This window comes from Aliterella atlantica CENA595 (assembly GCF_000952155.1).
Classification (GTDB): Bacteria; Cyanobacteriota; Cyanobacteriia; order Cyanobacteriales; family Chroococcidiopsidaceae; genus Aliterella; species Aliterella atlantica.
In genome coordinates, this window is record NZ_JYON01000013.1 from 53,368 (window position 1) to 77,851 (window position 24,484).

General features: G+C 42.1%; 27 protein-coding genes. 15 read left to right on the forward strand and 12 right to left on the reverse strand.

Annotated features, from left to right (window positions below; genetic code table 11):
- The first annotated feature begins 2 nt into the window (after positions 1 to 2).
- Positions 3 to 470: a hypothetical protein gene (locus tag UH38_RS13375; RefSeq protein ID WP_045055162.1), complete on the forward strand. Its 468-nt coding sequence runs from the start codon at positions 3 to 5 to the stop codon at positions 468 to 470.
- A gap of 48 nt (positions 471 to 518) precedes the next feature.
- On the forward strand, positions 519 to 1,427 hold the full coding sequence (locus UH38_RS13380; RefSeq protein WP_045055163.1) for a cation diffusion facilitator family transporter: 909 nt from the start codon (positions 519 to 521) through the stop codon (positions 1,425 to 1,427).
- On the opposite strand, the gene UH38_RS13385 is transcribed toward UH38_RS13380, so the two are convergent.
- Positions 1,424 to 2,437, reverse strand: coding sequence for an adenosine deaminase (locus UH38_RS13385; RefSeq protein WP_045055164.1), 1,014 nt, complete (start codon positions 2,435 to 2,437; stop codon positions 1,424 to 1,426). The two genes, UH38_RS13380 and UH38_RS13385, sit on opposite strands and share 4 nt — an antisense overlap.
- A 175-nt stretch (positions 2,438 to 2,612) precedes the next feature.
- On the opposite strand from UH38_RS13385, the gene UH38_RS13390 reads away from it, so the two are divergent.
- The 7 genes from UH38_RS13390 to UH38_RS13420 all read left to right on the forward strand — a co-directional run bounded on the left by UH38_RS13390 (position 2,613) and on the right by UH38_RS13420 (position 9,215).
- Positions 2,613 to 3,947, forward strand: a complete 1,335-nt coding sequence (locus UH38_RS13390) for an adenylosuccinate synthase (RefSeq protein ID WP_045055165.1) — start codon at positions 2,613 to 2,615, stop codon at positions 3,945 to 3,947.
- A 33-nt stretch (positions 3,948 to 3,980) separates the two neighbouring features.
- Entirely contained in the window at positions 3,981 to 4,619 is a 639-nt protein-coding gene (locus UH38_RS13395; protein WP_045055166.1) for a 50S ribosomal protein L25/general stress protein Ctc, read from the forward strand.
- Between the two features lie 131 nt (positions 4,620 to 4,750).
- Entirely contained in the window at positions 4,751 to 6,286 is a 1,536-nt protein-coding gene (locus UH38_RS13400) for a bifunctional aminoglycoside phosphotransferase/ATP-binding protein (RefSeq protein WP_045055167.1), read from the forward strand.
- Positions 6,287 to 6,359: 73 nt separating this feature from the next.
- Positions 6,360 to 7,148, forward strand: coding sequence for a YdcF family protein (locus UH38_RS13405; RefSeq protein WP_045055168.1), 789 nt, complete (start codon positions 6,360 to 6,362; stop codon positions 7,146 to 7,148).
- 221 nt (positions 7,149 to 7,369) lie between these two features.
- A complete protein-coding gene (locus UH38_RS13410; protein ID WP_045055169.1) occupies positions 7,370 to 7,585 on the forward strand; it encodes a hypothetical protein in 216 nt (71 codons plus the stop codon).
- Between the two features lie 134 nt (positions 7,586 to 7,719).
- Positions 7,720 to 7,998 (forward strand): acylphosphatase, encoded by a 279-nt coding sequence (locus UH38_RS13415; RefSeq protein WP_045055170.1) that lies wholly within the window; start codon positions 7,720 to 7,722, stop codon positions 7,996 to 7,998.
- A gap of 167 nt (positions 7,999 to 8,165) precedes the next feature.
- Positions 8,166 to 9,215, forward strand: a complete 1,050-nt coding sequence (locus tag UH38_RS13420) for a 3-deoxy-7-phosphoheptulonate synthase (protein WP_045055171.1) — start codon at positions 8,166 to 8,168, stop codon at positions 9,213 to 9,215.
- On the opposite strand, the gene ggt is transcribed toward UH38_RS13420, so the two are convergent.
- Positions 9,216 to 10,742: a gamma-glutamyltransferase gene (gene ggt, locus UH38_RS13425; RefSeq protein ID WP_045055172.1), complete on the reverse strand. Its 1,527-nt coding sequence runs from the start codon at positions 10,740 to 10,742 to the stop codon at positions 9,216 to 9,218. It lies immediately after the preceding gene.
- A 6-nt stretch (positions 10,743 to 10,748) separates the two neighbouring features.
- On the reverse strand, positions 10,749 to 11,915 hold the full coding sequence (locus UH38_RS13430; protein ID WP_045055173.1) for a pyridoxal phosphate-dependent aminotransferase: 1,167 nt from the start codon (positions 11,913 to 11,915) through the stop codon (positions 10,749 to 10,751).
- 162 nt (positions 11,916 to 12,077) lie between these two features.
- Between UH38_RS13430 and UH38_RS13435 the strand changes: the two genes are divergently transcribed.
- Both UH38_RS13435 and UH38_RS13440 read left to right on the forward strand, forming a co-directional pair.
- Positions 12,078 to 12,260, forward strand: coding sequence for a DUF6888 family protein (locus UH38_RS13435; RefSeq protein ID WP_045055174.1), 183 nt, complete (start codon positions 12,078 to 12,080; stop codon positions 12,258 to 12,260).
- A gap of 17 nt (positions 12,261 to 12,277) precedes the next feature.
- Positions 12,278 to 12,466, forward strand: coding sequence for a DUF6887 family protein (locus UH38_RS13440; RefSeq protein WP_200892433.1), 189 nt, complete (start codon positions 12,278 to 12,280; stop codon positions 12,464 to 12,466).
- A 76-nt stretch (positions 12,467 to 12,542) separates the two neighbouring features.
- Here UH38_RS13440 and arsC read toward each other — a convergent pair whose 3' ends face one another.
- From arsC to UH38_RS13460, 4 genes are read right to left on the reverse strand one after another with little or no spacing between them, the layout of a single operon-like run.
- Positions 12,543 to 12,938, reverse strand: a complete 396-nt coding sequence (gene arsC, locus UH38_RS13445; protein ID WP_200892434.1) for an arsenate reductase, glutathione/glutaredoxin type — start codon at positions 12,936 to 12,938, stop codon at positions 12,543 to 12,545.
- Positions 12,935 to 13,597 (reverse strand): arsenical resistance protein ArsH, encoded by a 663-nt coding sequence (gene arsH / locus UH38_RS13450; protein ID WP_045055176.1) that lies wholly within the window; start codon positions 13,595 to 13,597, stop codon positions 12,935 to 12,937. Before arsH ends, arsC begins: the two co-directional genes overlap by 4 nt.
- Positions 13,598 to 13,599: 2 nt before the next feature.
- Positions 13,600 to 14,316 carry an MIP/aquaporin family protein gene (locus UH38_RS13455; RefSeq protein ID WP_045055177.1) on the reverse strand — a complete coding sequence of 239 codons (717 nt, stop codon included), beginning with the start codon at positions 14,314 to 14,316 and terminating at the stop codon, positions 13,600 to 13,602.
- Between the two features lie 59 nt (positions 14,317 to 14,375).
- The gene (locus UH38_RS13460; protein WP_045055178.1) at positions 14,376 to 14,684 is read right to left on the reverse strand and encodes an ArsR/SmtB family transcription factor; all 309 of its coding nucleotides are present in this window, start codon (positions 14,682 to 14,684) and stop codon (positions 14,376 to 14,378) included.
- A gap of 142 nt (positions 14,685 to 14,826) precedes the next feature.
- On the opposite strand from UH38_RS13460, the gene UH38_RS13465 reads away from it, so the two are divergent.
- From UH38_RS13465 to hisC, 4 genes are all read left to right on the forward strand, one after another.
- Positions 14,827 to 15,450 carry a Uma2 family endonuclease gene (locus UH38_RS13465; protein WP_045055179.1) on the forward strand — a complete coding sequence of 208 codons (624 nt, stop codon included), beginning with the start codon at positions 14,827 to 14,829 and terminating at the stop codon, positions 15,448 to 15,450.
- A gap of 257 nt (positions 15,451 to 15,707) precedes the next feature.
- Entirely contained in the window at positions 15,708 to 15,926 is a 219-nt protein-coding gene (locus UH38_RS13470; RefSeq protein ID WP_045055180.1) for a hypothetical protein, read from the forward strand.
- Positions 15,923 to 16,192 (forward strand): ParE family toxin-like protein, encoded by a 270-nt coding sequence (locus UH38_RS13475; RefSeq protein WP_045055181.1) that lies wholly within the window; start codon positions 15,923 to 15,925, stop codon positions 16,190 to 16,192. The genes UH38_RS13470 and UH38_RS13475 overlap by 4 nt, the downstream gene beginning before the upstream one ends.
- Before the next feature lie 212 nt (positions 16,193 to 16,404).
- On the forward strand, positions 16,405 to 17,454 hold the full coding sequence (gene hisC, locus UH38_RS13480; RefSeq protein ID WP_144405680.1) for a histidinol-phosphate transaminase: 1,050 nt from the start codon (positions 16,405 to 16,407) through the stop codon (positions 17,452 to 17,454).
- Between the two features lie 61 nt (positions 17,455 to 17,515).
- Here hisC and UH38_RS13485 read toward each other — a convergent pair whose 3' ends face one another.
- The 5 genes from UH38_RS13485 to UH38_RS13505 all read right to left on the reverse strand — a co-directional run bounded on the left by UH38_RS13485 (position 17,516) and on the right by UH38_RS13505 (position 24,294).
- Positions 17,516 to 20,209, reverse strand: coding sequence for a TIGR02921 family PEP-CTERM protein (locus tag UH38_RS13485; RefSeq protein ID WP_045055182.1), 2,694 nt, complete (start codon positions 20,207 to 20,209; stop codon positions 17,516 to 17,518).
- A 2-nt stretch (positions 20,210 to 20,211) separates the two neighbouring features.
- Complete coding sequence (gene xrtO, locus UH38_RS13490; protein WP_052672383.1) at positions 20,212 to 21,702, reverse strand: exosortase O; 1,491 nt, start codon at positions 21,700 to 21,702, stop codon at positions 20,212 to 20,214.
- Between the two features lie 371 nt (positions 21,703 to 22,073).
- A complete protein-coding gene (locus tag UH38_RS13495; RefSeq protein ID WP_045055183.1) occupies positions 22,074 to 22,514 on the reverse strand; it encodes a peroxiredoxin in 441 nt (146 codons plus the stop codon).
- 65 nt (positions 22,515 to 22,579) lie between these two features.
- Complete coding sequence (locus UH38_RS13500) at positions 22,580 to 23,377, reverse strand: ABC transporter ATP-binding protein (protein ID WP_045055184.1); 798 nt, start codon at positions 23,375 to 23,377, stop codon at positions 22,580 to 22,582.
- Between the two features lie 95 nt (positions 23,378 to 23,472).
- Positions 23,473 to 24,294 carry an ABC transporter permease gene (locus UH38_RS13505; protein ID WP_045055185.1) on the reverse strand — a complete coding sequence of 274 codons (822 nt, stop codon included), beginning with the start codon at positions 24,292 to 24,294 and terminating at the stop codon, positions 23,473 to 23,475.
- Positions 24,295 to 24,484 lie beyond the last annotated feature (190 nt).

Below are 24,484 nucleotides of genomic sequence, written 5' to 3' on the forward strand. Positions count from 1 at the left end.
ACATGAAATTAGTGAAGACCAGCTTGATTCTATTTGCTAGTCTAGGATTGCTCGGACTAGCAGCTTGTAATAACGAGCAAACTACCGATGTTAAGGTTTCCCCATCAGCCCAAGTAGAAACATCTCCAACCACCTCCAACGACCAAGCCTCAGTACCGCAAGCCGGAGGGCAAGTAGTAGAATCAGGTGAGTACCATTTAGAGCTTGTACCGGAACCAGAAGCTAACGGCACTCATTTAGATTTTTATTTGCAAACAGGTGACAATCATCAACCAATTGCTGATGCTAAAGTGACGGCGCAAGTTCAATCGCCAGACGGAAAGCAGCAAACATTAAACCTAACTTATGATGTTAGTGGCAAACACTACGCTGCATTGCTACCGGAAAAGGCAGCAGGTCAGTATCAAGTAAAAATCACCTCAGATATTAAGGGCGAAAAGGTAGACGGACGCTTCTCTTTCAATCTCTAAATTACTGTTTAGCACAACCCGAAATCAAACAATTAATTAGCCTAAATCATGTCTGCTCACCATCACCACGATCGCTCTCACACTCCTAAGAACTACAATCAAGCTTTTGTGATTGGCATTGTTCTTAATACTGGATTTGTTGCCATTGAAGCATTCTATGGAGTTTTTGCAAATTCCCTGGCTTTGCTTGCTGATGCTGGTCATAATTTGAGCGATGTTTTAGGGCTGTTGCTGGCTTGGGGAGCAAGTATTCTTTCGCGTCGCTTACCAACTCACCGTCATACTTACGGCTGGCGGCGTTCTTCTATTTTGGCAGCTTTGTTTAACGCTATTTTTCTGTTATTAGTTACTGGTGGGATTGCTTGGGAAGCTGTGCAACGCTTTTTAAATCCTCATCAAGTAGCTGGTAGTGTTGTGATTGGTGTAGCAGCGGTAGGAATTGCGATCAATACTATCACTGCTTTAATGTTTGCTCGCGATCGCGATTTAAATATCAAAGGAGCTTTCCTACACATGGCAGCCGACGCTATAGTATCTTTAGGCGTGGTGCTAGCTGGAATCGCAATCGTGGCGACTGGTTGGTTGTGGTTCGATCCGGTTGTGAGCTTAATTATTGTCGCAGTAATTGTTTTTGGTACTTGGCAGCTACTACAAGACTCTGTAAGTCTAGCTCTTGATGGCGTACCGCCAGGAATCGAACTACTTGCTGTAAAAACTTATTTAGAAGAAACTGAGGGTGTTGCTGAAGTTCACGATTTGCATATTTGGGCAATGAGTACCACTGAGACAGCGCTAACTGCACATTTAGTTATGCCTCAAGGCTGTCCCAGTGATGCTTTTTTGAGTCAAATTAGTCAGCAGCTTCACGATTTATTTGGCATCGAACACTCTACAATTCAGGTAGAAACAGGCGATCGCAATTATCCTTGTTTTCTTGCGCCCCATCATACAGTTTAAGCTTGCAGCAAGCTAGTTAGAATTGAAGCTGGGCGATCGCGACCGCCCCAAGCAAAAGCATGACGAAAAGCTGCTTCTTGACACGCTTTGAGTTGCTCGAAGTTAATAATGTCATGAGTTAACAAGCTTTCATACTCAAATGGCAAGCGAACGTTGTGCAAGCCAGCGTTATCAGTACAAATAGCAATATCTACACCTGCATCAAAACAGCGGTCAAATACTATCTTTAACTGCTTAATATCGTCCAAAGTGCCTGTTTTTAAGTAAGTTGTCGGACATACTTCCAAACACTGCTTGTTTCTTGCTACTTCAGCTAATAACTCTGGATGCAATAAGGGAATTTGAATGCCATGCCCAATTCGCATCAAGTAAGGTAGCATTTCTGGGTAACATCCGGCGGTAGTTTCGTACAAGTGTCCGGTAGTTTTGACACCAAGCGATCGCGCGTACTCGTATAAGCCGATAAACTCATCTAATCGTTCTGCATAATGACTGTCTCCCCCAGCTATATCTATACCGCAGACATACTCTTGTTTGCTGGCTGCTAAGTCAATGATTGCTTTATTAACTTCATAAGGTAGCCGCGAGTGAGCGCATAATATTTGGCTGGTGACAATGGGATATTCAGGAACGCGACTAGCAATTCCCACCACATCAACAATTTCCGCCATTTTGTCAATGCGTTCTGACTGGCTCAAACTATCTGGCGTGCGGAGATATGGAGTGTAGCGCAGTTCTAAATAAGCTAAATTTTCAAATATATATGCGCCGCGAATTAATCGGTAGATAAAATAAGGCAGAGTTTGCACAGTTTGGACGCTTTCTACCAGCGTGTGCAGTTCTAGATATTCATCTAAAGTATTGCGCGATCGCGTGTAAAATTCTTCAAAATCAGGATAATCAGGAAACCGCTCGATTAAATCGCTAGCGTGACGCTGAAAGTAACGCCACAAAATTCGAGGTACGACAGAACCGCCTAAGTGACGGTGTAATTCAGCGTATAAAGTCACAGCGACCTCTATATTTATATGTTTAAATTACTTAATGCTAATATTAGCAAATTTTGCTTGACAAAATAGCCATTAAAGTACGCTCTTGCCATAGAGTAAAAACCTTTGTTGACAAAAGTTAAGGTATATGCTGATAATTGTAGTTTGTGAAAACTTTAATATTTAACAAAATCCCTTGGCTAACGTCATAGTAATAGGCTCCCAGTGGGGCGATGAAGGAAAAGGAAAGATCACGGACCTGCTTAGTAAGTCGGCTGATATTGTTGTACGTTACCAAGGGGGCGTGAATGCTGGACACACAATTGTCGTTCAGGGTCAAACGTTCAAGCTGCATTTGATCCCTTCAGGAATTCTGTACCCCGAAACTGAGTGCATTATCGGTTGCGGTACAGTAATTGACCCCCAAGTATTAATTGGCGAACTAGACCAGTTAGAAAAACTAAATATTTCCACGCGCAATCTGCTAATTTCAGAAACAGCCCACGTCACAATGCCTTACCATCGGCTGATCGACCAAGCATCAGAAGAGAAGCGAGGCAGCTATAAAATTGGGACAACTGGGCGGGGGATCGGTCCAACTTACGCTGATAAGTCAGAAAGGATAAGCATCAGAGTTTTGGACTTGATGGATGCCAAAGGACTGCGCGAACAGTTGGAATGGACGATTGGCTACAAAAACGTCATTTTAGAAAAACTGTATAATTTGCCGCCGTTAGATCCAGAAGAAGTAATTACCCAGTATCTAGAGTATGCCGATCGCTTACGCCCTCATGTAGTCGATACTTCTTTAAAAATTTACGATGCAATCCAGCGTCGCCGGAATATATTATTTGAAGGCGCACAAGGGACGCTGTTAGATTTAGATCACGGCACTTATCCTTATGTAACTTCCTCTAACCCTGTAGCTGGAGGAGCTTGCATCGGTACGGGTGTAGGTCCGACAGCGATCGATCGCGTAATTGGCGTAGCCAAAGCTTATACAACGCGCGTAGGTGAAGGACCATTTCCTACCGAGTTACGCGAGGAAATTGGCGAACTCATTGGCAAACGCGGCGCAGAATTTGGCACAACAACAGGGCGCAAGCGCCGCTGCGGTTGGTTTGATGCTGTTATTGGTCGTTACGCCGTGCGGATCAATGGCATGGATTGTTTGGCAATTACTAAACTAGATGTTCTCGATGAATTAGAGGAAATTAAAGTTTGTGTTGCTTACGAAATCGATGGCGTAAAGTGCGAGGATTTTCCCCGTAGCGCCCGCCGTTTTGCCCAGTGTCGTCCAGTTTATAAAACTTTGCCAGGATGGAAGCAGTCTACAGAGCATTGTCGCTCATTAGACGATCTGCCGCGTCAAGCTTTGGATTATCTCAAGTTCTTGGCTGAGTTGATGGACGTACCAATTGCGATCGTTTCTTTGGGTGCTAGTCGGGATCAAACAATTATAGTTGAAGATCCGATTCACGGTCCTAAGCGGGCGTTGTTGGATGCTAACGGAATTCCGGTAGCTTCTTAGATTGTGTTTATTGTTTATATTTAGTTGGTTGTCATGGAACTTACAGTTGAGTGTCAAAAACGGGCGGAAGGTAGCAAGCCGAGAGCTTTACGCCGAGAAGGTTTAATTCCTGCTAATTTGTACGGGCATAAAGGTGCAGAATCAATCGCGCTGACAGTCAAAGTGAAGACTTTGGAGACATTGCTTAAAAAAGCTTCGGTGAATAATACTGTGATTGATGTAAGTATTCCTGACTTGTCTTGGCGCGGGAAGACTTTGCTCAGGGAAGTGCAGGTGCATCCAGCTAAAAGATCGCCATATCATGTCAGCTTTTTTGCGATCGCATCTCAAGATAGTTTGGATGTGGAAGTGCCAATTCAACTTGTAGGCGAAGCTCCTGGAGTGAAACTAGAAGGCGGCGTGTTAGATCAGGTGTTGGCTCAACTTGAGGTTAGATGCGCTCCTGATAGTATTCCTGATGCTATTGAGGTGGATATTTCTAATCTTCACCTTAAAGATATTTTGTATGTAAATCAGCTTGTTTTACCTGCGGGTATTACGGCTTTGGGTGAGCCTGAGCGGGCTGTGGTTTCGATTGTGCCTTCTACTGTTAGCGCTGAGGCTGAGGCGATTATTGAGGAGGCTGTGGCTGATAGTAGTGAGGGTGCGGAAGCTGGTACGGAATCGGCTTAAGTTTTGGGGTAGTTTATTGTTGTATTATGCCAGGGGTTTGACTCCTGGTTTTTTTTTAACGAACCGCGTTCACGATAGTGTAGCGCAGCGTATAGACGCGAAGAGCGCGAAAAGAGGAGGTAAAACAAGATATGAGTGATGCTGTTGTGCCGGATTTGATTGAGCGGATGTTGGAGGCGGGGTTTTATCCTCATGGGGTGAGAGAGCCTGTTGAGTTGATTCAGACTCATGTTTCTTATGTGCTGCTTACTGGTGAGTTTGCTTATAAGGTGAAAAAATCCGTCAATTTTGGGTTTTTGGATTATTCTACGTTAGAGAAGCGGGAGCATTTTTGCAGGCAAGAGTTGGAGATGAATAAGCGGGGCGCTCCTGAGCTTTATTTGGAGGTGTTGCCGATTTCTCAGGATAATGGGAAGTTTGTTTTGGGTGGTTCTGGGGAGGCTGTGGAATATGTGCTGAAGATGCGGCAGTTTCCTCAAGATGTGCTGCTAAGTGAAATGTTTGAGCATGGTAGGTTGACTGAGGCTCAGATGGAGGAGTTGGGGAGGGTTGTAGCTCTGTACCATGCTAATGCTCAAAGTAGCGATCTCATTCGCTCTTTTGGTGAGGTGGCGCAGGTACGTCAAGCTATTGATGAAAATTACGAGCAAACTACTAAGTATATTGGCGGTCCTCAAAGTCAGGCTCAGTACGATGAAACTAAGCATTATACGGATAGTTTTTTCGATGAGCGATCGCAATTATTTAGTAGTCGGATACAAAATAATTTTATTCGCGAGTGTCACGGCGATCTGCATTTGAGAAATATTTGTCTGTGGCAAGATAAAATTCTGCTGTTCGATTGTATTGAGTTTAATGAGCCGTTTCGCTTTGTCGATGTAATGTACGATGTGGCGTTCACGGTGATGGATTTGCAAGCTAGGCAATGTCCTGAGTTTGGGAATGCTTTTCTCAATACTTATGTGGAACAAACTGGCGATTGGGAAGGATTGCAGGTATTGCCTTTGTATTTGAGCCGTCAAGCTTATGTGCGTGCTAAGGTAACTTCGTTTTTGCTTGACGATCCTGGCGTACCAGCACAAGTTAAAGAAGAAGCTAAAGCAACTGCGGCTGATTACTACAAATTGGCTTGGGAGTACACTAAACCCCATCAAGGAAGATTGATTTTGATGTCGGGTTTGTCGGGTTCGGGAAAAAGTACGACTGCAAAACACTTGGCGCGGAAGTTGGATGCTATTGTGATTCGCTCTGATGCTGTTCGCAAGCATTTGGGTGGAATTGCGCTATCTGAGCGCGGCGGCGATGAACTTTATACGCCCGAAATGACGCAGAAAACTTACGATCGCTTGCTGCAATTGGGAGTTATGCTGGCAAGCCAAGGTTTTACGGTAATTTTGGATGCCAAATACGATCGCACAGATTTAAGGATGAATGCGATCGACATGGCGGACTTTCAGCAAATACCTTTGCAAATTATCCACTGTAATGCCCCTATTGAAGTCTTGAAGGAGCGTTTGCAACAGCGGCGAGGTGATATTGCTGATGCTACTGCTGACTTGTTAGAGTCCCAAATTGCAGCCTCAGACGCGTTTACACCAGCAGAACAACCTTATGTGCGATCGCTAGATACCAGCCAACCTATTGCTGCCCAATTAACCAAAATATAAACCTGTATTTTCAATCTCTACCTAGTCCTAGACGTAGCAATGCTACGTCTCTACATCTCCTTGTCTCCATCTAATGTTCCTTTATCTATCCAAACTACTACCTCTATTCATCTATCCTCTAGGGTTTACGTGCGTGCTGCTAGTAGTGGCGTTGGTAATGTTATGGAAAAAATCGCGCTGGGTGGCTATTCCTGTTGTTGCAGCTTTACTAACTTTGCTTTTGACTAGCAATGGTTGGACTGCACTGGCTATGGTACGAAGTTTAGAATGGCAAAATATCCCTTCCCAACTTCCTTCAGCAGAGGCGATTGTTGTTTTGGGTGGTAGTACGAAAGCAGGTTTTCCGCCCCGCCCTGGTGTAGATTTGAGTGAAGAAGGCGATCGCGTTCTCTATGGCGCTACTTTGTATCGCCAAGGTTTAGCACCTTTAATTATTGTCAGCGGCGGACGCATAGAATGGAAGGGTAGCGGTCCTCCTGAAGCTGAGGATATGACGGAAATTCTTACTCAAATTGGCGTACCGCGATCGGCTATTGTTCAAGAACCAAATTCTTACAATACTCACGACAATGCCGTGAATGTCAAAAAAATCCTGCAACAAAGGGGCATTAACCGGATTTTGTTGGTAACTTCAGCTATGCATATGCCGCGCAGTCTGGCTATCTTCAAACGCCAAAAAATCGATGCTGTTGCTGCACCTACTGATTTTCTCATTAGCAGCAATGAAATTCAAGAAATTCAAGGTACTGTTGAAGCTAGGTTGTTAAACTTGTTGCCTGATAGCAGTCATTTACAAAATTTTACTCGCGCTTTAAAAGAGTATGTAGGGCTGCTAATCTACAAATTGCGCGGTTGGGCTTAAGCAGTGACCAGTTACCAGTTACCAGTGACCAGTTACCAGTGACCAGTTACCAGTGACCAGTTACCAGTGACCAGTTACCAGTGACCAGTTACCAGTTACCAGTGAGCAAATGAAATGAGCTTTAAATTCTAATATTTATAACTCATGACAGAGATATCTGTTGAAACTGCGTGACACACTCCTAAGTAAATTGTCTCAATCAAAATCTACTAGGAGCAAGTATGAACTTAGGAGATAAGTTTAGGGATTTAATCGGCGATCGCACCAGACGGCGTGATGATGACGATCGGCGGGGTAGATACCGCGATGATGATGACGATCGCCGCAGACGGCGCGATGACGATGATGACGATGATGAACGTAGCTACAGATACCGCGATGATGATGACGATCGCCGCAGACGGCGCGATGACGATGATGACGATGATGACGATTAGTTAGCGATCCTGCTTCTAACTTTACAAGCTGTATAACTGTTAGTCGCAGTTGTACGGCTTTTTGCTGGCTTCGGGAAAAGAGCGATCGCTTACTGATTTAATAAATATGTACTGACTTAATGCGATCGTCGCAAATGGATAATTTAAGGCGCTGTCATATTTTTGTTTCGGGAAGAGTGCAAAAAGTTGGCTTTAGGTATGCAGTTTTGCAAGCAGCAACCAAATCTAAAGTTAATGGTTGGGTGAGAAATCTTCCTGATGGTAGAGTAGAAGCGGTTTTTGAAGGAAATAGTAGCAATATCGAGCAAATGCTACTTTCTATCCGTCAAGTACAACATCCTGCTGAAGTTAAAGATATTATACTTGAATATCAATCATTAGAAGGTATCCAAGGATTTGAGATTCGGCGGTGATATCAAAATAGTTACGATTTTATGATGCAGTTTATGTAGACTTTAAGCTAAAATAACCGAGCGAAAAATTTGTTATTTAATTGCCATATTTTATATACTTAAACTTTTAGTAAACCTCTATTTTTACAGTTAATATTGAATAATTACCCCAATCGCATCTAGGAAATATGTCTCATCAAAACCATCTGTCAAATACGCACATCCAAGAGTCTCACACGTTAATAACTCCCGAACAAATCAAAAAGAAGTTACCTCTAAGTCATACAGCAGAAAAAACTGTCCTCAAGTTCAGAAAAGAAATCGAGCAAATATTAGAATTTCAAGATAGTAGAAAGTTTGTAGTAGTTGGTCCTTGTTCTATTCACGATGTCAAATTGGCTGAAGAATATTCGCAGAAGTTAAAGGCATTAGCTGACAGAGTACAAGATAAGCTACTGCTAATTATGCGAGTTTATTTTGAGAAACCGCGTACAACTGTAGGCTGGAAAGGATTAATTAACGATCCTGATATGGATGATTCTTTTCATATTGAAAAAGGCATATTGATTGCTCGCGAACTATTAATAAAAATTACAGAGTTGGGCTTGCCTACTGCTACAGAGGCTCTCGACCCGATTATACCTCAATATATTGGTGAATTAATTTCTTGGTCGGCGATTGGAGCGCGTACTACTGAGTCGCAAACTCACCGAGAAATGGCAAGCGGTTTATCTATGCCTGTAGGTTTTAAAAATGGTACTGATGGCGGTATTATGGTAGCTCTAAATGCTTTAGAATCTGCCAAAAGCCCGCACAATTTTCTCGGTATCAATCCTAAAGGGCAAGTAAGTACATTTAAAACTAAAGGTAATGCTCACGGACATATTATCTTACGCGGTGGTAGTAAGCCTAATTTTGATGCGGAAAGCGTACTAGATGCAGAAGCAAAATTGAAAAAAGCAAATTTGCCCCCGCGAATTGTAATTGATTGCAGTCATGGCAATTCTAATAAAGATTACAAGCGCCAAGCAGGGGTTTTTGAAGATGTAATTCAACAAATTATCGATGGTAATACATCTATCGTCGGTATGATGTTGGAATCAAATATATATGAAGGTAGCCAAGCATTACCTAGAGATTTGACACAACTTAAATACGGCGTTTCGGTGACAGATAAATGTATTGGTTGGGAGGAAACAGAAAGAATTATTTTGGATGCTCACCAGCGTTTGAAATAGTTATAGAGAGGCGATCGCACCATTGCGACGGCGATCGCCTGCACCCGTAATAACGCCGTCAAATTCCATCGCTGTATGCACTCCACCAAAAAACATATTTTGCTGATTCCATAAAATTGTGCGCTCGCCTATCAATAATTCTGGCTGCACATCAAAGCCTGGTTCTACATTCAGCACGTTATTTTCCCAATGAATGCGGGGACTATTTACAGCCATATCTACAGGCATTTTGAAGTCAATTATATTGGATATAACTTGTAAAATTGCCGTTCTAATTCGGTTAGAACCACCTGAACCTAAAACAATTTCTGGCTGGTTATTTTTCAGCACAATTGTCGGTGACATCATCGAAGAAATCCTCACATCTTCTTGCCATTGATGAAATCCATGCGGGTTTAAATCTTCTTCTCCTAACATATTATTCATCATTATCCCCGTACCTGGAATAACATAGCCGCAGCCTTCTCCGTGAGATGTAGTGGTACTTGCAGCATTACCTTCAGCATCAATAACACTAATATGTGTAGTGCTTCCCCATTTATTTAATTGCTGGGTGTAGATATTGATATGTTCGCTAGATAAAAAGCTTTTTTCAATATCTTGTTGATATATATTGGTGTTGTACCTATCTTTTCTAGCTATATTTGTTAGTTGCATTACTTTTTGAAGTATCTGCAAATGTTTAGTAGAACCAAATTCAATGTTAGTGAAATCAACATTCGCTAATAATTCCAGAGCAAAAGCAATTAATATGCCGCCCGAACTTGGAGGTGGATTAGTTAAAAATGTATTTTGTTTGTAATCGACAATTAACGGTTTCCGTTCTATAACTTGGTAGTTTTTCAAATCAGACAAAGTTAAGTAACCGCCATATTCTTGACAATCTTTTACTAACTGATGAGCAATTTCTCCTTGATAAAATTCCTTGACTCCCTTTTGAGTTAAATAAGCCAAAGTATCAGCAAAATATGGCATGAATAAAGTTTCACCAGGAGCAAGCATTTGCCCATTTGGTGCATAAATTTGCAGCATTTCTGAAGAAGCGCTGATAATAGGTTCCAGGATATTTGCCGAGTAGTATTGAAACTTTTGAATTTCTACGCCCTTACTGGCATAATGAATTGCTGGTTCGGCGACAACATGAAACGGCAATCTACCCAACTTTTGATGTACGTGAAAAACGCCACCAATATTTCCTGGTACAGCCATCGAACCCAAACCAATGTGAAACTCCTGCACTGCATCACCAAAATTAATCTCAACTGGATAGAAGTTAAGATTATTTACTTGCTTGCTTTGAGGGGTTTGCGAGAAAAAATCAAATAAAATATGCTCGTTAGCTTGTGTATGGGCTAATAGAAACCCGCCTCCCGCTGCTGATGTCAAAGTAGACTCAGTTACAAAAGATGCAAGAATTGCTGCTACTGCTGCATCAAAAGCATTACCGCCTTGTTGCAACATTTCTATCCCCGCAGCAGCGGTTTTTTGATTGCCAGCAGCAACTACGCCGCGAGTAGGTTGGGTCATTATTAATTAAGCCTGCAAACTACTGACAAACTTATCTAACCTATCCATACCTTTTTCAATTGATGCCATATCTGTTGCGTATGATAAGCGGATACAATCGTCTGTACCAAAAGCGATCCCAGGAATAGCTGCAACTTGTTGTTTTTCTAAAAAAGCATCGCAAAATTCTAGAGAAGTTAGCCCAGTTTTACCGATATTAACGAACAGATAAAATGCGCCATCAGGTTTAGCACAGCTAAGTTCGGGAATTTCATTCAGCTTTTGTAGCATTACCTTACGCCGTTCGGCAAAAGCTTGACGCATTTGTTCTACACAGTCTTGGGAACCTTGCAACGCAGCGATCGCTCCATATTGGGCAAAGGTACATACATTTGAGGTACTATGCCCTTGAATTGTACTGACGGCTTTAATTAATTCTTTTGCGCCTGCTAGGTAGCCAATCCGCCAACCAGTCATCGAGTAGGCTTTCGCAAAACCGCTACTAATAATTGTGCGGGCAAATATATCTTCACCTAACGAGCCAATACTAATATGTTCCGCTCCATCGTAGACAATTTTTTCGTAAATCTCATCCGAGACTACTAAAATATCTCTTTCTACCACTACTTTAGCGATCGCACTAATTTCCGCAGGCGTGTAAACAACTCCTGTAGGGTTAGAAGGAGAATTGAGGATTAATAGCTTAGTTTTGGCTGTAATTGCCGCATTTAGTTGCTCTGGCGTAAGTTTACAGCCAGTATCGGCAGTATCGACAATAATTGGAATACCCGCAGCAAGTTTAACCATTTCTGGATAACTCAGCCAGTAGGGTGCGGGAATAATTACTTCATCACCTGGGTTGAGTAGCGCCAGCATCAGGTTAAATAAGCTATGCTTGCCGCCATTGGTAACGATAATATTTTCAGCTTCGTAATTGAGATTATTGTCAGTTTTCAGCTTATGGGAGATCGCTTCTCTTAACTTTGGTTCGCCAGCAACCGCACCGTACTTAGTTTTACCTTCATCTAAAGCTTGTTTTGCTGCTGCCTTAATATGTGCTGGAGTATCAAAATCAGGTTCTCCAGCGCTGAAACTACAAACGTCTACACCCTCAGCCTTCATTGCCTTAGCTTTGGCGGCGATTGCTAAAGTTAATGACGGCGTTACCTCACCTACACGTGCTGCCAGCTTCATGATTACTCTATCGGCTTATCTCTAATCTATTTAGGATAGCCCACAGTTGTAATCTGAGTTTGTGTTTTTTACTGCCGTAAGATGCGATCGCGCTATTAAAACAGCGAACTAAAGACTAGCTTTCTGGTAGTGTAGTTCTGGTGTGCTTTAGAGGTGTAGCTTTTGCCAAAACAGAAACAGGCAGATACAGCAATTTTTCTCTGTCAATTGCTCCCCAACCTATATCAACCTATCCAGATATTTCGCTACGATCGCAAGTTAAAAACGCTTTATATTCAAGCTGGTAGAGCAGATGATATTGCTGTCATAATTAGTGCAGATGGAAATTGGAACTTTGTTTTATGATTGAGCATCTCAGCAAAATGACCAATCTTGAATTAAAACGCTATCTCTCAGAGCATCGCAATAATGAAGAGGAGTTTCGCTCGGCATTAGAGGTTTTAATGAATCGGCGCAATCCAGCTACAGAACAGCCATATCCATTCGATCTTGAAAACCCAGAAACTCAAGTAGAAGCTTTATTAAGAGAAAAGTTTGGTCAATCTGAGTAGTGATTTGTAGGGTACGTTGCGCAGCGCAACGCACCCTACTGATTCCGCTTGTAAATTAAATATCCTCGATCTTAATTTAACTAAGACGTTGCACTAATTTTTCTACTCGTTCTTTGACTTCATCACGCACTCTACGAAATGTGTCTATAGATTGCCCTTCAGGATCGTCAAGTTGCCAATCTTGGAATATTTCTCTCAATACCCACTCTTCGGGCAAGTTTACACCACAGCCGCATAAGGAAATTACCGCGTCGTAGTCTTCAGCTTTAAAGTCGCTTAATGGCTTGGATTTTTGGTTACTGATATCAATCCCTACTTCTGACATTATTTCTACAGTTTTAGGATCTACATGGCTTGCTTCTAATCCCGAACTTGCTACTGCAACTTTACCTGCTCCTAATTTACGCGCGAATCCTTCTGCCATTTGCGAACGACGGGAGTTTTTCTTGCAGACAAACATAATTTTTTTCATAGTTTTGAGGTATTAAGTTCTAAAGCGTTGTTAGCAGCAATAATTGCCTCTTGTGCAGCTTTCTCTTTGCGTTCGCTGTAACGGTCTGTAAGATAGTCGGTGTTGTCGCGCAGCAGCAGCGTAAACTTATAAAGTTCCTCCATTACGTCAATTACGCGATCGCGATAAGCAGAGTCTTTCATAGTCCCGTCTTCGTGAAACTCTTGATATGCCTTAGCAACAGAGGATTGATTGGGAATTGTAAACATCCGCATCCATCTGCCCAAAATCCGCATTGTATTTACGGCATTAAAAGATTGCGAACCGCCACTGACTTGCATCACAGCTAAAGTTCTGCCTTGGGTTGGTCTAACTGCACCTAAACTTAAAGGAATCCAGTCAATTTGGTTTTTCAAAATCCCTGTAATATTGCCATGCATTTCAGGAGATGACCAAACTTGACCTTCTGACCATAAACTTAATTCTCGTAACTCTTGCACCTTGGGGTGCGTAGCTTCTACACTGCCATGTATGGGAAGTTCGCACGGATCGAAAAACTGCGTTTCTGCGCCAAATTCGGTAATAATCCTGGCTGCTTCCTCTGCTAACAAGCGGCTGTAAGAGCGATCGCGTAAAGAACCGTATAAAAACAGAATTCTTGGTTTATGAGTGCTAACCATTACTAAATATCCTTAAATCCGTTAGAAAGTAGCCGATAAACTACAACTGCAAACTGTGCGCCGGAAATTGGTGCTAGCCAATAAACCCACTGATATTGCATATTTCCACCTACCAAAGCAGGTGCAAGACTCCTGACAGGGTTCATACTTGCGCCTGTAATCGCTCCCATACAAGCAGCTTCAAGTCCTACAGTTAAACCGATCGCTAATCCTGCAAAGCCAATATGGGCACGGCGATCGAGTCCCGAACCCAAAATAACTAGCATCAAAATAAATGTTAAAACTGTCTCTAAAATTAAAGACTGCAACCAATTACCATTTAGCGGTAGAGTTGCCCCTAATTTGGCGATATTTCCAAGACTAAGCAGCAATAAAGTTGAAGCTGCGATCGCACCTAGACATTGCGCCAATATATAAGGCATGACTGTTTTGCTAGGAAACACTCCACTCGCCCAAAAAGCTAGTGTTACAGCAGGGTTAAAGTGTGCGCCGCTTAAATGCCCTAAGCAATAAATTAAAGCCGCTACAACCGCTCCAAAAACAAAGCTAATGCCTAAATGAGTTACTGCGCCATTGCTGATAGAGTTTGCCATTACAGCGCCCGTACCTGCAAAGACTAAGATAAACGTGCCAATACCTTCGGCTATTGCTTCTCGCCAGCAATGGGAGATAGCAATAGCAGGCGCAGGGCAAACTAATTTTGTGCCTTGTCTGGGCATTGCCTAATACTCATTTCAACAAAAGTTGATATAATAATATTTCAAGAAAAGTTGATATGTCAAGTACAAGGACGAGCAGGCAATATTTGACTAAAGCGGCGATACTCAGACAAGTATTGTTCTAAAGCGACAAATTGAGCTAAATTCAGCCCGTAATAAATCCAACGTCCTTCCTGGCGAGAGCGGACTAAGCCAGCATCCTTAAGGGTTTTGAGGTGAAAAGAAAGTTTAGAACCAGTTACGCCCAAAGCCTCGCCTAGTTCGCAGACGCAAAGTTCTTGTTCTCTAAGTAGTTCTAAAATAGTAATTCGCAACGGGTCAGAAAGAGCGTGAAAGCCAGAAATAATGGTTGGAGAAATAGATTGCATCAAATTAAATTGAAATATAGTAAGCGCAGCTATTCTCTATTTTAGTTTTGTTTCCAACGCGATCGGCGATAATAAACCTTTTATATAAATTCTCTAATATCGAGCTAGTAGACTGAATACATTGATTGGGCTAAGTTGATTTATGACAGTTGCGATCGCCAAATTAATCCAACAGCCACTCAGCTTTGACGAGTTTCTTGCCCTTTATAGCGATGATAACCGCTATGAACTGATTGATGGAGAGGTGTTTGACTTGGAACCAACAGGTCTGCATGAAGAAATTGCCGCCCTCCTGACGACAAAAATCTGCGTCCAGATTGATAAAGCAGGCTTACCTTGGTTTGTGCTTCAGCGCGGACTATTGCGCCCCTCCAACGTTGGGATGACGGCATTTCGACCTGATGTTGCAGTTGTTGCCCAAAATGAGCTTATCGAAGAACCGCTTTGGTCTGAGCAATCGATCCTGACACAGGGTAGTTCAATTAAGTTTGTGGCGGAAGTTGTTAGTAGTAACTGGCAAAATGATTATGCCCGTAAGGTTGAGGACTACGCAGTTTTAGGCATTCCTGAATATTGGATTGCAGACTACGCAGGTAATGGTGGAACTCGGCACATTGGCAAGCCCAAACGACCAACCCTCTGTGTCTGTACGCTAGTAGAGGGAGAATATGAAATTCAGCAATTTCGAGGTAGTCAAACTATCGTCTCGCCAACCTTCCCAGGCTTAGAACTGACGGCTGAACAGGTATTAAGGGCTAGGAGTTGAAATCGCTAGATTGTGGCGCTCGCCTTGTTTGTAACCATAACACGGAGATGTTTATGTCAAATCTAGGAGTTGGAGAGAAGTTTTGGATGGCTTGGGTTCTAGCAGTAGGTGCGTTGCCAAACAACGCACCCTACCAATCTGGCAAAATTAGGGCAGTTTAAATGTATTTCAGGGACGTGTTCGGTCTATGCTATAAGTGCCTGAAAACGGTGATAATGAATAGGATGTGGTTTTGATATTCATAAATTGGAGTAGCAATGACCGAGTTACTCGATCGGGCGATCGCCAGATTGCAAACCTTGCCTGATAATGAGCAGGACGCGATCGCTGCAATGATTCTGGAGGAAATTGAGGACGATCTGCGTTGGCATGAATCATTCTCTCGCTCACCTAATCTTCTTGCAAAACTTGCAGCTTCAGCAATGGTTGAGTATCGTGCAGGTAAAACTCAAGAGCTTGACCCAGAGACAATGTGAGATCGCGCACTACTGCTGAATTCCGTAAATTGTTTGCTAATTTACCCGAACAGGTTCAAGCGCAAACCCGCGCAGCGTATCGTCAGTTTAAGGAAGACCCAAGCTATCCAAGTCTTCGCTTTAAGAAGGTACATCCAGAGTTGCCAATTTACTCGGCACGTATCAGTAGAAGCTATCGAGCAGTCGGTCAATTAGATGGAAACACGGTAATTTGGTTTTGGGTTGGTTCCCATGCAGAGTACGACAGGTTGCTAGAGTATTTGTAGCAGTGCGGCATAATACCCCCCAATGCACCCGACCGTCGAATTGATTCTGGCTATACAGTTACGGGTAATTCCATTCGCCTCATCAGTGCTAGAGAAGTAACAGGAAGTGAACGAGAAGCCTATGAGAAGGGATGAGCTAGACATGAAAACTTTAATGAACTTCACACAGCAGATGTGCGATCGCCCTCTTCTTCTTTTCCCCTTTACCTTCCTTGATTATGTTTCGTCCTGCGATCGCTGCAATGACTGGTTACACTCCTGGCGAACAACCAAAACCAGGAACGCCGATTATTAAACTAAATACTAATGAAAACCCTTATCCACCTTCACCCAAAGCAGTTGAAGTTCTACGCACCTTAGATATTGAGTGGTTGAGGCGCTACCCCGATCCCTATGCAAGAGAATTTTGCAACGCCGTCAGCGAAGCATTAAAAGTACCTTCAGATTGGATAATTGTTGGCAATGGTAGCGACGATCTGCTAAATACATTGGTAAGGGCTTGTGCAGAAGGAAGCGATCGCAAAGTTGTTTACCCGATGCCTACTTATGTCCTATATCGCACGCTATCAGCAATGCAGCCTGCTGAAGTTGTTGAAATTCCTTATCCTGAAGACTTTCAACTACCAATAGATAAATTAATTGCAGCTAATGGAGCAATTACATTTATAGCTTCTCCCAATAGTCCATCTGGACATTGCGTACCTTTAACAGATTTACGCCAACTTGCTAGCCAATTAGCTGGCGTTTTAGTAATTGACGAAGCTTATATTGATTTTGCCGAATATTCTGCCCTTTCCTTAGTGCAAGAATTTGAGAACGTTATTGTCTTAAGAACGCTGTCTAAAGGCTATTCCTTAGCAGGATTGCGTTTAGGTTTTGGAATTGCCAACCCCAAATTACTTGCAGGGTTATTTAAGGTCAAAGATAGTTATAACGTAGATGCGATCGCCACTTTAGTAGGTGCAGCCGCAATGCGCGACCAACAGTATAAAAATACTTGTGCAGAAAAAGTCAAAGCATCTAGAGCAAAGTTGACTATAGACTTAAGAAAATTGGGATTTACAGTTAGAGATTCGCAAGGCAATTTTGTACTGGCTACTCCTACAACCAGTCAAGCAGAGTATCTATATCAGTCATTGAAACAGCGAGGTATTTTAGTGCGCTATTTCAATCAACCAGGCTTAACCGATAAATTGCGAATTACAGTAGGTAATGACGAGCAAAATCAGTTATTGCTGACAAATTTAATAGATTTGAGTTGAAAGCAAAGTAGGTGCGTTGCAAGTCAACGCACCTACAAATCTAGCGCTTTGACATCTGCGTTCATCCGCGTGCATCTGCGTTCGTTTGTTTGCGCTTAACAATTAACCCCAAAGCGATCGCCACAACCAAAATCAACATCCACTCAGCAGGTTCGGGAACGGCTGAAACATCTAGAGGATTACCCATTTGCGGCGCTGGTTGTTTGTCTTCAATTTCTCGCTTAAAGCGATCTTTTTTTTGTTCTGCTGCTTTTAAATCTTTCTTCTGTTGGTCGTTAACTAGCACGATCATCGAAGAATAGGGCGTAACTATTTGAGCAGCTTTAGCGACTTTATGAATCCCGTCTAAATTAGCAATCTTTTGCAAATCTCGATCTTGACTGAGATAATTAACCAATTGCCTTGCTGCAAAAGGATTAAACTCATCTTTGGGATCTGCTGGTACGTCAGTTTTTTGGCTAAACCAAGCATAACCATCATCAACACTAATAACTGCAGGTTTTAGTTCTGATTGAGTAGTAAATCGTGCCAAAGCATTCTCTACTTTGGTTGCGACACCGCCGCCACTAGCTTGAATTGTCTCAAAGATCGCATCGTCGTAAGCACTTTGGACTCCGCCTAAATGTACGATCCATAAAGGTGCAGATAGAGCAACTGGTTTAGCTTTATCGTCTCCTAATTCGTAGCTACCGCGATCGCTAATTAGTAAAATAGCGTCGTAAGCTGTATTTCCCCGTAACTTCTCAAATTGCTGCAACATATATAAAGGCTGCATTGTGCCGTAAAATGTCACCTTTTCTACATCAAACTTGGTAATATCATCTACCTTGGTTGCAGCAATACCAGGCGCGGAAGTTTGATATAAGTCAAAATCGTTGCTAGCTGATAATGCTTTTAATTGCTTGAAGGTTTCATTTGCTTCTTTTCTATGAGCAGCCATACTGTAAGAAGTATCTAGCACTACGGCAATGTGCTTGTTTTGAGGCAAATGATAATCTTGGCTAGTTAAGGGTTTAGCGGTAATTTGATAGCCATTTAAGTTAGTTTGGTGCTGTAGGGGTTGAATGGGGTTAGCTGCAATAGCTATAGGAAACCAACTATCTTGAGTAGATTTGATAGCTTTACCATTACTCAAACGCTTGGTATCTTTAGTCCAGTAGATATTACGTTTTTCGCTTAGTTGCGGTAATGCTATTCCATCTTTGGTTTGCAAGGTTTGGTAAGTCATCCATAGGTGCAATTCTCTACCTTCTCCGGCTGGGATGGGAAATGCTCTTAAGCGATAATTGTTGGGACCTATTTGTTCTAATAGTGCTGGATCTACACGCCTTTGTACTTGCGCGTTATATACTTGTTGGGCAGCACCGCGAGTTGAGACTATAAAGGGAAAACGGTTAGAGCGATTGCTATCATTACCTAACCATACTCCTGTAATTACTGCACTTTGGGGCAAGGAAAAGGAGTAAAATATCTCTTGGTCTTCAAATGTCTGGTTTTTATAGATTTCATACACCTCTACATTTGCCCAATCGCCTTGTGGTTCGACTTTGATTTGCTGTTCGGCGAGCCAAACTTTTTTCTCATCAACATCTAGCAATCCGGCTTTAGCTTCAGTACGATTAAACGTTGATTGCACTGCTTTTTGAATTGCCTTTTGTTCGCCGCGTAATATAGGTGTATCAAAAAACTCTGCATACAGCTTGGCTGCGGTGTCTCGATCTGTACGTCTGCCGTTATATAGGAAAGGCGAAGCTAAAATGTTATAAGTATCTTGTAATGTCTGCGCTGCGCTTTCTTCCCAGTGGAAAACAGTCCGATAAAGGTCGCGGATGTTAGTATTTTCTTGCCCGTAGTCTTGATAGCGATAAGGTGCTAAGTAAGCGTTAAGCAATCCTTGGCGGATTTTTTCCGATTGTTGCACCAATAAAGCGCGATCGCTTGCAGTTTTATTTGGCTTCTGCAGTAACTCAAATACTTCGGTTTGCGGCTGTTTCTGCGCTACTACTAGCAAGAATAGCCAAACTAGCAGCACAGATATAGTGACTCCCCAAGCTTTATTTTTGCCGTAACGCCAGCCAAAGTCGTGCAAATTTTGTCGCCAAGCTTGAAAATAAACGCTAGTGATGCCAAAAGGTCCTGTAGCGATCGCTGTTAATATTACTGGAACGGGGAATAGGACGATCGCATAGAAAAGTACCATAAAGGTAGTTTCTATGGGCGTGTGCGATATGCCATATAAAATAGCTGCTGAGATTGGCAGCACGTAGAATAATGCTAGTAAGCCTACGTAAAGAGCGATCGCTAGCATTAAGCTATGACAAACTAACTGTATCCATGCACCTTTACCTGTGGGTTTGTTGTAAATTAGCTGATGCAGATATGCGCCGACGCAGATAAAACCAGTAGTCAAAATTAAGATGCTGCTAGGGGTAAGTTCCCGCAGCCAGAAAAAGCGCAGCATACATACTGCTAGCATCGGCACTTCTACACCGTAAAATAGCTTAGTTAAAGGTATCGAGCGTTTATCTGATGTTGCAGAGTTATTCAGACTAATAATCGTGACAGTAGTAGGAACTCCTACTAAACCAATCAGAAATAATAAAAAGTCAAACGGTAATTCGCCTTTTAAAGCATCGGCGATTAATCCAGTGCCAATAAAAGGTAATAAGCCTACATAAGCAATCAGCAGCAACGTTAAGTTAAATAGCCAAAAAAACAGCCCAAATAAAGGCGATCTATTAGAAGTGGTTTCCATTGCTATGTTCCTTGTAGTGCTGATGCGATCGCATCGTGAATATTGGTAGTAAAACTTTCAATTGCTGGTGTATTAGGCTGTTCAGCTTCATCGAATAAGATAGAAACCATTACCCACAAGCGATCCTTGCGCGTAATCTGCGCCCAGAGGCGCGTCAAAAAATCATCAGTTGTATGTTGAGGCGACTGAAACCAATAAGCCGCTGCTAAATTGCCATTATTTAAAGACAACCAACGTCCTAAAACCTCTGGTGCAAGCTGTTTTTGTTGCATTTTGTCTATTTTCAATCCGTTACCTAATAAGCACAGTTCGGGGGCGTGATAAGCTTGCACAGAATTACTGCTGATAAATAGGATTGAGCCTGAGATATTTTCCTGCTCAAAGCGGTGTTTTTGGGCGATCGCACCTGGGTAATTAGCAAAAAACTCTGTTTCTACACCTGTAAGCTCAATCGGTGTAGAGTGCGTTGCTAGGGGCATCTGAATAGATGCGATCGCACTTGTCGATACCTGTGGCGGATGGGGAATACAAGCAATTCCTAGTATACAGGCGCAGACGATAATTTGCTGAGATAATGATGCCGGATGTAAGGGCGTAGATTCTAACTTTGGTACTGGCTGCAATTTGTAGCGCGGAACTTTTTGCAACAATAGCCAGGTGATTAAACTTGCACTAATAAATCCTATTAACCCTAGTGGAATATGAACTATCTGCCCTAAATCTGGGTGGTTGTAGGTATTGCTAATTAAGACTAGCAGTAATACTCTGCCTGTATTAGCAGCAATTAGCAGCAAGATATTTGCAAAAAAAACTAGCAACCACTTGTATCTAATTTGCCGATTTTCCAGCCATGTTGCAGCCAGCAAAAATAAAGTCCCAGTCCACAAGCTTTTGAGTCCGCTACACGGCAAATCGACACGGGCAATACTATTTTCTAGCACAATGATGTCATGAGAAGAAATTGCTCCAATCTGCCAAACTGCTAAAATATGCTCGACTGTTTTAGCTGTAATTACCCGAACAGGAAACCCCAACCCCGTACCAAATTGGACGCTAAAAGGCAAAATACAAGCAGTTATAATCGCTGCGGGTATTCCTCTGCGCCATATCCGAGGAGAAATAAATAAACCTAATAACCCATAAGTACCAATAGCAAACAGCAGCACCGAAATTTGGGGAACATCTAGCAGCCATTGACCTAAGCTTGCAGAGATAGCAGTTCCAAACACCAATATCAAAGGTACTGGTTGCAAAATCGATACGGGCGATATTTCTAGCTTGCGGCGGTAACGTATAGCTTGGATGAGTAGAGCGATCGCTACTACCGCAAAAACTATTAAATTAAAAGCAGAAGTGTCTTGCAAAGACGTAAATAGCCACTGCAAAGCTGGAAAGTTTGCCCCAAACCAAGCAACTGCAAGTGCCGCACTACAAATTTTATCGCGCGGACTAAATGCGATCGCAGGTACTCTTAAGTTTGCTTTATCTATCATATTTGTTTGCCTAGCAGGGCAGTATGTATCTAAATTAGCTGAAGTAATTTAATTTCGTCAGAGTTAATACGGAGTATTTTTATGTGCTATTGACAACTACAATCCTAAAGTGTTCCAAATCCGAAAAAATTAATTTCATCTGAGAAATTTGCATAAAAATATCCCCAATGCGCTTTAACACATTAGGGACAAGGAAAATTTGTCAAGCCGCAAGGCGGTAATTCGCACTTCTTCGCGCTTTGTTACCCCTTAACTTCAGTCAAGGGCTTTAATAAGCGATGCTTCGCGTTTTATTGTTCTGCAGTAATAAATTAAAGGGCTTGAAACCATAAATTACGAATTACGAATTACGAATTATTTAGTCAGCTAGCTTAGTTTATTCCTAATGCAGCTAAAACATCGCTAGCATGGCTGGAAGTATTCACGCTAGAGTCAACATGAACGATTTTGCCATTACCGTCAATTACATAAGTTACCCGTTTGGCATAACCACCGCCATCGACATCGTAAGCCTTAATTAGACTTTTATCTGTATCCGCTAAGAGAGGAAAGTTGAGATTGTACTTCTGAGTAAACTGTTGGTGAGACACTTCATCATCAGCGCTAACCCCTAATACCACAACATCTTTACCCTGATATTCATTACTAGCATCGCGGAAACTGCAAGCCTGCTTCGTACAACCAGGAGTATCGTCTTTGGGGTAGAAATACAACACTACTGTTTTACCAGCATAATCAGATAGCGAAACGGTATTGCCGTTGGTATCTTTGACGGTGAATGCTGGTGCGTCTGTGCCAACTGCTAAAGGCATAGTTTGAGTATTTCCTTACTATACAATGACTTTAATGATAGTATTATTCCACTTTGCGGCGGTTGTTAAACGGCGATTTTGCGCTCTGATAGTTCAAAGTTATGGCTAATGCTTTCACCTCTAAGCAACTCTAACACCGTCTCTTTGCAATCTTGAAACGTAGAATGCCGTTTGGTATGGTAAGTGCGATCGCTTGGTAAATCCATTGTCAATTCTTTTTTAATCGTACCAGGGCGCGAGGACAGTATGTACAAACGTTGCGCCAAAAATACAGCTTCTTCAACATCGTGAGTAATCATCAATACTGTTACTCCCGTGTTTCTCCACAAATCGATGAGAAACTGTTGCATAGTTTCTTTAGTTTGAGCATCTAACGCGCCAAACGGCTCATCTAGTAGTAAAATTTTTGGTTGAGATGCCAAAGCACGAGCGATCGCAACTCGCTGTTGCATACCTCCCGATAGTTCTTTAGGCAAAGCACGAGCAAATTCACTTAAGCCCACAACTTGCAAGTAATACCCAACTTTTTCTCTTCTTTCACTTTTCGATATACCTTGCAGCCTCAACCCAAATCCTACATTCTCCGCCACATTCATCCAAGGATAAAGCGTATATTTTTGAAATACCATGCCTCGGTCTGGTCCTGGTCCTGTAACTTTTACCCCATCTACTTGAATATGTCCAGCTGTAGGGGTATCTAACCCTGCAATTAGCCGCAGTAAAGTAGATTTTCCCGAACCCGAAGCCCCCACTGCACAGATAAATTCGCTTTCTTCTATATTTAGATTAATATCTTTCAATGCAACTAACGAACCATTACGAGTCGTAAATTGTTTGTGTAGATTATATACTTGCAACCCCATAAACATCTCCTAAAATTTGCCTTGTTTTCTTGTCTGCTAAAGCTTTTAAATCAATTTTGCAGTTCCTTTGTCACTTAGCTTTTTGGTATATTTTATTACTTTACCGCCCAACGGTTGGAAACTCTTAGCAGTAAGCGAAATATCAAATCGATAGTCAATCCAATTAAGCCGATAACAATTAATCCAGCGAAAATCTCGTCAGTCTTCAAAAACCTTTGTGCTACGCTGATTCTTCGTCCCAAGCCTTCTGTCGCTGCTACTAATTCTGCAACAATTACTAAGTTCCACGATGCTGCCATGTTGACGCGCCCGGCATCTATAATGCTAGGCAAAACATAAGGAAAAATTACTTGCAAAAGTACCGTACTACGCAAACCACCTAATGTATAAGTTGTTTCAATTAACTCTTTAGGTACAAACTTAACGGCATCCATAACCATTAAGGTGTTAAAAAATAACGTACCAATGAAAATCAAGAGAATTTTAGGTGTTTCTCCTAAGCCAAAGTATAAAATTAACAAAGGAATGAAAGCAGGCGCAGGCATATAGCGCACAATCCCAATAATTGGTTCTAATAAAGCGCGAATGCTGGGAAAAGCACCCATCAAAATTCCTAAAGGGATGGAGATGATCGCTGCTAATGAAAAGCCACTAAGAACGCGAAATAAACTAGCTGTAATATCTTTTTGCAAACTACCATCCGCCCACAACCGCCCAAGTGCTGCTCCAACTTGAGTAGGCGTAGGTAATAAAAATGCTGGTTGGACTATCCCTGAATTGGAAATTATCCACCATAAAATAAAGGGAATCCCAATTGATAAAGCAATTAAAGTCCAGTTCAAAGATTTGGGTATATCTTCGCCAATCCGCCAAAATACTGTCTCTCGTAGCATTTTATGGGTAGTAGTTGAATTCATAGATGCAATTAGTTAACGCTTTCCTCAGTAGTTGGATTAGCTGCCAGTGAAATGCAACCCTAAAAAATTAGGGATTATTTCCAAACTTATAATTCCCAAATTTTAGTTTTTATTAACTATTGAACTAAAATGGGGAGCAAAACTGTTAGCAAAGTTACTGAATGAGCAGTTACCTAGTTAAGTTTGACGC